This is a genomic window from Streptomyces bambusae (assembly GCF_019400985.1).
GTDB lineage: Bacteria > Actinomycetota > Actinomycetes > Streptomycetales > Streptomycetaceae > Streptomyces > Streptomyces bambusae_A.
Genome location: NZ_WTFF01000538.1, coordinates 1 through 2,797, shown reverse-complemented (window position 1 = coordinate 2,797; position 2,797 = coordinate 1). Strand labels below are relative to the sequence as shown.

The following is a 2,797-nucleotide window of genomic DNA, read 5'->3' as shown; positions in this document are numbered from 1 at the left end:
AGATCGGGCAGTTCTGGTAGATCTCGATGAGGGCGGTGCCGTTGTGGTCGGCTGCGGCGCGCAGGACCTCGGTGAGGTGTTTGCGGTCGGAGTCGACGGTGCGGGCGACGAAGGAGGCTTCGGCGCCGAGGGCGAGGGAGACGGGGTTGAAGGGGGCGTCCAGGGAGCCCATCGGGGTGGATTTGGTGATCTTGCCGAGTTCGGAGGTGGGGGAGTACTGGCCTTTGGTGAGGCCGTAGATGCGGTTGTTGAAGAGGAGGATCTTGAGGTTGACGTTGCGGCGGAGGGCGTGGATGAGGTGGTTGCCGCCGATGGAGAGGGCGTCGCCGTCGCCGGTGACGACCCAGACGGACAGGTCGCGGCGGGAGGTGGCCAGGCCGGTGGCGATGGCGGGGGCGCGGCCGTGGATGGAGTGCATCCCGTAGGTGTTCATGTAGTACGGGAAGCGGGAGGAGCAGCCGATGCCGGAGACGAAGACGATGTTCTCCTTGGCCAGGCCGAGGTCGGGCATGAAGCCCTGGACGGCGGCCAGGACGGCGTAGTCGCCGCAGCCGGGGCACCAGCGGACCTCCTGGTCCGACTTGAAGTCCTTCATCGACTGCCGGCCCTCGGCCTTGGGCACCAGGGAGAGGAGTTCAGCGGGCACGGTTGGCCTCCTGGATGGCTCCGGCCAGCTGAGCGGCCTTGAACGGCATCCCGTTGATCTGGGTGAAGGAGTGGACGTCCACGAGGTACTTCGCCCGCAGCAGGGTGGCGAGCTGGCCCAGGTTCATCTCCGGGACGACGACGTGCTCGTAGCGGGCAAGCACGTCCGCGAGGTTCCTCGGGAAGGGGTTGAGATGGCGCAGGTGGGCCTGGGCGACCTTCTCGCCCCGGTCGCGGACCTCGCGTACGGCGGCGGTGACGGGTCCGTAGGTGGAGCCCCAGCCCAGGACGAGGGTGCGGGCGTGGTCGGGGTCGTCGACCTCGACGTCGGGGACGGTGATGCCGTCGATGCGGGCCTGGCGGGTGCGGACCATGTGGTCGTGGTTGGCCGGGTCGTAGGAGATGTTCCCCGTGCCGTCCTGCTTCTCGATCCCGCCGATGCGGTGCTCCAGCCCCGGCGTGCCCGGCAGCGCCCACGGCCGGGCCAGGGTCTGGGGGTCGCGTTTGTAGGGCCAGAAGACCTCGGTGCCGTCGGCGAGGGTGTGGTTCGGGCCGGTCGCGAAGGTGGTGCGCAGGTCGGGCAGGTCGTCGGTGTCCGGGATCCGCCAGGGTTCGGAGCCGTTGGCGAGGTAGCCGTCGGAGAGCAGGAAGACCGGCGTGCGGTAGGTCAGGGCGATCCGGGCCGCGTCGAGGGCGGCGTCGAAGCAGTCCGCCGGGGTGCGGGGGGCGATCACGGGCACGGGGGCTTCGCCGTTGCGCCCGTACATGGCCTGCAGGAGGTCGGCCTGTTCGGTCTTGGTGGGCAGGCCGGTGGAGGGGCCGCCGCGTTGGATGTCCACGATCAGCAGGGGCAGCTCCAGCGACACCGCCAGCCCGATCGTCTCGCTCTTGAGGGCGACGCCGGGGCCGGAGGTGGTGGTCACCGCCAGTGACCCGCCGAAGGCGGCGCCCAGGGCGGCGCCGATGCCGGCGATCTCGTCCTCGGCCTGGAAGGTGCGTACGCCGAAGTTCTTGTGCTTGGACAGCTCGTGGAGGATGTCCGAGGCGGGGGTGATGGGGTAGGAGCCCAGGTAGAGGGGGAGCTCGGCCTGGCGGGCGGCGGCGATCAGGCCGTAGGCCAGGGCGAGGTTGCCGGAGATGTTGCGGTAGGTGCCGGTGGGGAACGCCTTGGTGGCGGGGGCGACCTCGTAGGAGACGGCGAAGTCCTCGGTGGTCTCGCCGAAGTTCCAGCCCGCCCGGAAGGCGGCCACGTTCGCCTCGGCGATCTGCGGCTTCTTCGCGAACTTCTGCCGCAGGAAACTCTCCGTGCCCTCGGTCGGCCGGTGGTACATCCACGACAGCAGGCCCAGCGCGAACATGTTCTTGCTCCGCTCGGCCTCCTTCCGCGACAGCCCGAACTCCTTCAGCGCCTCCACGGTGAGGGTCGTCAGGGGAACGGGGTGCAGCCGGTAGGCGCCGAGGGAGCCGTCGTCCAGCGGCGAGGAGAGGTACCCCACCTTGGCCATCGCCCGCTGCGTGAACTCGTCGGTGTTGACGATGATCTCGGCCCCGTGCGGCACGTCGGCGAGGTTCGCCTTGAGCGCGGCCGGGTTCATCGCCACCAGCACGTCGGGGGCGTCGCCGGGGGTGAGGATGTCGTGGTCGGCGAAGTGCAGCTGGAAGGAGGAGACGCCCGGCAGGGTGCCGGCGGGCGCCCGGATCTCGGCCGGGAAGTTCGGCAGGGTCGAAAGGTCGTTCCCGAACGACGCCGTCTCCGACGTGAACCGGTCACCGGTGAGCTGCATACCGTCACCCGAGTCACCCGCGAAACGGATGATGACGTGGTCGAGCCGCCGGACCTCCTTGGAGCCGGTCCCCGGATCCACGGGCGCGGTGTCGCTGACAACGGACATGGGGGTACTCACTGCTCCTTGTCGTGCGCTACGTCGGCCGCGCGGACGTGCTGGGCGTCCCGGTCGGCCGGCGGCGCGTGCTGCGGGCGCCCGGACGGGGCCGGTCCCCGACGACGCCGGGTGGGCCGCCCTCCGGCGAGGGGGCGCCAGGGGGTGGCGCGCCACGAGGTTCGGCGGCCTTCCTAAAGGCGGGCTTGCGCATGCGCCGCGGGCCGGCGGGGCGCCCGGCCGGGTGGGGGGCTGCTGTTTTCACCACCTTG

Annotated in this window: 2 protein-coding genes; both read right to left on the bottom strand. The window is 70.6% G+C overall.

Going from position 1 to position 2,797, the window contains the following annotated elements:
• Window positions 1-595, bottom strand: a 595-nt coding sequence (locus GPJ59_RS35280; protein ID WP_219672170.1) for a 2-oxoacid:ferredoxin oxidoreductase subunit beta, incomplete at its 3' end; no start/stop codon positions are given.
• Window positions 596-635: 40 nt separating this feature from the next.
• A complete protein-coding gene (locus GPJ59_RS35275) occupies window positions 636-2,537 on the bottom strand; it encodes a 2-oxoacid:acceptor oxidoreductase subunit alpha (RefSeq protein ID WP_219672168.1) in 1,902 nt (633 codons plus the stop codon).
• Between the last annotated feature and the right edge of the window lie 260 nt (window positions 2,538-2,797).

Bases quoted from the DNA above. Each gene is read 5' to 3' on its own strand.
- GPJ59_RS35275 (WP_219672168.1), bottom strand. From the start codon at position 2,537: ATGTCCGTTGTCAGCGACACCGCGCCCGTGGATCCGGGGACCGGCTCC.